The 5166-nt window shown below is 59.0% G+C and carries 3 protein-coding genes; all 3 read left to right on the forward strand.

Annotated features, from left to right (window positions below; genetic code table 11):
• A partial coding sequence (locus AC1DH9_RS21850) for a DUF3458 domain-containing protein (RefSeq protein ID WP_477808764.1) occupies positions 1-1155 on the forward strand: 1155 nt, incomplete at its 5' end.
• Positions 1156-2004: 849 nt separating this feature from the next.
• Positions 2005-3057, forward strand: coding sequence for a WD40/YVTN/BNR-like repeat-containing protein (locus AC1DH9_RS21855; RefSeq protein ID WP_427537527.1), 1053 nt, complete (start codon positions 2005-2007; stop codon positions 3055-3057).
• A 24-nt stretch (positions 3058-3081) separates the two neighbouring features.
• On the forward strand, positions 3082-5166 hold a 2085-nt coding region (locus AC1DH9_RS21860), incomplete at its 3' end, for an efflux RND transporter permease subunit (protein ID WP_477808765.1).

Consider the following 5166-nt stretch of genomic DNA (forward strand, 5'->3'; position numbering starts at 1 on the left):
GCGATCGCACTGCGTCTGGCGGGCGAAGCGGCCGCTGACGGGACATCCCGCGTGCTGTCGGTGACCGAGGCTGAGCAGACCTTCACTTTCGTCGATATTGCTGAACAACCGTTGCCCTCGTTGCTGCGCGGTTTCTCGGCGCCGGTGAAACTGAGCTTCCCGTACAACCGCGATCAGCTGATGTTCCTGATGCAACACGACAGCGACGGCTTCAACCGTTGGGAAGCCGGCCAGCAGTTGTCGGTGCAGGTGTTGCAGGAACTGATCACTCAGCATCAAGCGGGTCAGGCATTGGTGCTCGATCAGCGACTGATCAGCGCGTTGCGCTCGGTGCTGGCGGATGAATCCCTGGATCAGGCCATGGTCGCCGAAATGCTCTCGCTGCCAAGCGAGGCTTACCTGACCGAAATCAGCGAAGTGGCGGACGTCGACGCGATTCACGCGGCCCGTGAGTTCGCTCGCAAGCAACTGTCGGACAACCTGTTCGACGCGCTGTGGCTGCGTTATCAGACCAATCGTGAGCTGTCGAAGCAAACCGCTTACGTTGCCGAAGCCGAGCACTTTGCCCGTCGCGGCCTGCAAAATATTGCGTTGTCCTACCTGATGCTCAGTGGCAAGCCAGAAGTGCTGGCAGCGGCCCTTGAACAGTTTGATGCCTGCGACAACATGACTGAGCGCCTGACCTCGTTGGCGGTGCTGGTGAACTCACCGTTCGAAGCCGAGAAGGCCAAGGCACTGGCCAGTTTTGCCGAGCACTTCAAGGACAACCCGTTGGTCATGGACCAATGGTTCAGCGTGCAGGCCGGCAGCACGTTGCCGGGTGGCTTGCAGCGGGTTCGGCAGTTGATGAAGCACCCGGCGTTCAACATCAAGAACCCGAACAAGGTGCGGGCGCTGGTCGGTGCGTTTGCCGGGCAGAACCTGATCAATTTCCATGCGGCCGATGGTTCGGGGTATCGCTTCCTTGCGGATCTGGTGATCGAGCTGAACGGCTTCAACCCGCAGATCGCTTCCCGCCAATTGGCGCCGCTGACGCGCTGGCGTAAATACGACAGCGCTCGCCAGGCGTTGATGAAGGCGGAACTGGAGCGCATTCGCGGCTCGGGTCAGCTGTCCAGCGATGTGTTTGAAGTGGTYAGCAAAAGCCTCGCGTGACCTCATCTCCGCTCCCACAGGTGTTCACCCGAACCCTGTGGGAGCGAGCCTGCTCGCGAAGGCAGCCTTACAGCCAACCAATCTCCCGCAGATGTACCCCAATCCAAACTGTGGGAGCGAGCCTGCTCGCGAAGGCAGCCTTACAGCCAACCAATCTCCCGCAGATGCACTCAATCCATTGTGGGAGCGAGCCTGCTCGCGATGACGGCCTGACAGCCGGCCAACCTCTTGCAGGTGTACATATCCATTCCTGCGGTAACGGCTACTTAGGGTTTCGCCTGACGGCGACTCACTTTTTTTACAAGCGCCTAAAAAAAGTAAGCAAAAAAACGCTCGCCCCAAGCGTACGGCMCCTCGCCTAGGCTCGGCGTTCCCTCRCTCCGGTGTCCATCAGGGGGCATCGCCTACGGTCTGCTTCGCGACGACCTCCTCTCGATGTGTCCGGCTGCGCCGTACGGCGCTGCGCGCCAACCCCCTGATGAACACCTGCGCTCGGCCTTCCGAAGGGGCGGGTGGATCAAAAGCCGGATCAAGATCAAAGCCAAAGCCAAAGCCAAAGCCAAAGCTCAAACCTTTGTGTCGGAAAATCCCGCTCAATCGCTGGTTTCAGATCATCGCTGCGAATGCCTGGTCATTCAGCGACCGTCCGTTATTCCCCCCCAGTTAACAAAAGATAACGTGGCGTTGATTGTCAGACCTTTCGAAAGCTGGATAGGATAGGTCAGCTTCCGAAGGGGCTCTAGATTGCGCGTTTCAGGACTATGCTCCAAAAACCGTCAATCGCGACGAGCAGCCCTGCGGCGCCCTGAAAGGTTGAACGACCTAACAATAATAATGGGGGAAAGGTCTATGAGTGAGCCTGTCATGGGTGTGGGTTTTTGCCGCCCGCCGGCGTTACGCAGATTCGCGTTGCTGGCTACAGCGCTCTCGCTGTTGGGTTCTGCTGTGCTGTCGGCACCTGTAGTGGCCGCAGATGCACCGGTGTCCGATACGGTCTATTCGATTGAATCCGCGAAGTCCGCCAAGGGCCTGATGCTTGATGTTGCGCATGCAGGCAAGCGATTGGTGGCCGTCGGCGATCGCGGCCATATTCTGTATTCCGATGACCAGGGCCAGACCTGGACCCAGGCCAAAGTGCCCAGTCGGCAGCTGCTGACCGCGGTCTATTTCGTCGATGACAGGCATGGCTGGGCTGTCGGTCATGACGCGCAAATTCTCGCCAGTGAAGACGGCGGCGTTACCTGGATCAAACAATTCGAAGACTTGAAGCGCGAAGCGCCGCTGCTGGCTGTCTGGTTCAAGGATGTCAGCAGCGGTTTTGCCGTGGGTGCTTACGGCGCTCTGCTGGAAACCACTGACGGTGGAAAGAACTGGGCAGATGTCGGCGATCGCCTCGATAACCCGGATCAATACCACCTCAACGCGATCGCAGCGGTAAAGGATTCCGGGCTGTTCATTGTGGGCGAGCAGGGCAGCATGTTCCGTTCCCCTGACTGGGGGCAAACCTGGGAACGCCTTCAAGGTCCGTACCAGGGGTCGCTGTTCGGGGTGATTGGCACCGCCAAACCGGCGACGTTGCTGGCCTACGGTCTGCGCGGCAATCTGTTCCGCTCCACTGATTTTGGCACTACCTGGGAGCAGGTCGAGCTCAAGGCTGCGCGCGGCGCGCTGGAGTTCGGTCTGTCCGGTGCGACCTTGCTTGACGACGGCAGCATCGTGATCGTCGGCAACGGCGGCAGCGTGGTGCGCAGCAGTGACGACGGCGTAACGTTCAGCGTATTCAACCGACCCGACCGCATTTCCGTTTCGGCGGTCACTGCGGCAGGCAATGGAAACTTGATTCTGGTAGGACAGGGCGGCGTTCGCGCTACTTCGCCAATCGGTGCCGAGCTGGGCAAATAATAAGAAGGCGGAGCTATGACATCCATGAGCAGTCATCATCAGGACAAGGCGACGTTTCTCGAGCGCCTGATTTTCAACAACCGCCCGGCAGTGATCGTCATCTGCCTGCTGGTCAGCATGTTCCTGTTCTGGCAGGCAACACTGATCCGGCCGTCCACCAGCTTCGAAAAAATGATCCCGCTCAAGCATCCTTTCATCGAGAAGATGCTCGAGCACCGCAATGACCTGGCCAACCTCGGCAATACCGTGCGTATTTCCGTGGAAGCCACCGATGGCGACATCTTCTCCAGGGAATACATGGAGACCCTGCGCCAGATCAACGATGAAGTGTTCTACATCTCCGGTGTTGACCGCTCCGGCCTCAAGTCGCTGTGGAGTCCGAGCGTGCGCTGGACCGAAGTGACCGAGGAGGGTTTTGCCGGCGGTGAAGTCATCCCGCAGAGCTACAACGGCTCGGCCGACAGCCTCGATCTGCTGCGCAACAACGTGCTCAAATCCGGTCAGGTCGGTCGGTTGGTGGCCAACGATTTCAAGTCGAGCATCGTCGATATTCCGCTGCTGGAGTCCTACCCGGACCCGCAGGACCAGGGCAAGCTGCTGGCACTGGACTACCAGAAGTTCTCCCACGAACTTGAAGACAAGATCCGCAACAAGTTCGAAAAACAGAACCCCAACGTACAGATTCACATCGTCGGTTTTGCCAAGAAGGTCGGCGACCTGATTGACGGCCTGATCATGGTGGTCATGTTCTTCGGCGTGGCGTTCGTCATCACCCTGATCCTGCTCCTTTGGTTCACCAGCTGCCTGCGCAGCACCGTGGCGGTGTTGAGCACCACCCTGGTGGCGGTGGTCTGGCAGCTCGGGTTAATGCACGCCTTCGGCTTTGGTCTGGACCCGTATTCGATGCTGGTGCCGTTCCTGATCTTCGCCATTGGTATTTCCCACGGGGTGCAGAAGATCAACGGGATTGCCTTGCAGTCCAGCGATGCGGACAACGCCTTGACTGCTGCCCGGCGCACGTTCCGTCAGCTGTTTCTACCGGGGATGATTGCGATCCTCGCGGATGCGGTGGGCTTCATTACCTTGCTGATCATCGATATCGGGGTGATTCGTGAACTGGCCATCGGCGCGTCCATCGGCGTGGCGGTGATCGTGTTCACCAACCTGATTCTGCTGCCGGTAGCGATTTCCTACGTCGGCATCAGCAAACGCGCCGTCGAGCGCAGCAAGAAAGATGCAGTCCGCGAGCATTCGTTCTGGCGTTTGCTGTCGAATTTTGCCAGCTCGAAAGTCGCTCCGGTTTCGATCCTCCTGGCGCTGATCGCCTTTGGTGGCGGCCTCTGGTACAGCCAGAACCTGAAAATCGGTGACCTCGACCAAGGTGCGCCGGAGCTGCGTCCGGACTCGCGCTATAACCAGGACAACAATTTCATCATCAAGAACTACTCCACCAGCTCCGATGTGCTGGTAGTGATGGTCAAGACCAAGGCGGAAGGCTGCTCGCGTTACGAAGCCATGGCGCCAATCGATGAACTGATGTGGAAGATGCAGAACACCGAGGGCGTGCAGTCGGCGATTTCCCTGGTGACTGTCTCCAAGCAGATGATCAAGGGCATGAACGAGGGCAACCTGAAGTGGGAAACCCTGTCGCGTAACCCGGACGTGCTGAACAACTCCATCGCCCGCGCCGATGGCCTGTACAACAACAGCTGCTCGCTGGCACCGGTGCTGGTGTTCCTCAACGACCACAAGGCCGAGACCCTCGACCGCGCGGTGCATGCGGTGCAGGACTTCGCCAAGGAGAACAACAAGGAAGGCCTGGAGTTCATCCTGGCTGCCGGGAACGCCGGGATCGAAGCGGCCACCAATGAGGTGATCAAGGAATCGGAACTGACCATCCTGGTGCTGGTGTACATCTGCGTGGCCACCATGTGCATGATCACCTTCCGTTCCTGGGCGGCGACCTTGTGCATCGTGTTGCCGCTGGTGCTGACCTCGGTGCTGGGCAACGCGCTGATGGCGTTCATGGGCATCGGCGTTAAAGTCGCGACCTTGCCGGTGGTGGCGCTCGGGGTGGGGATTGGCGTGGACTACGGCATCTACATTTAC

The sequence above is a fragment of the Pseudomonas sp. 05T35 genome (genome assembly GCF_056396605.1).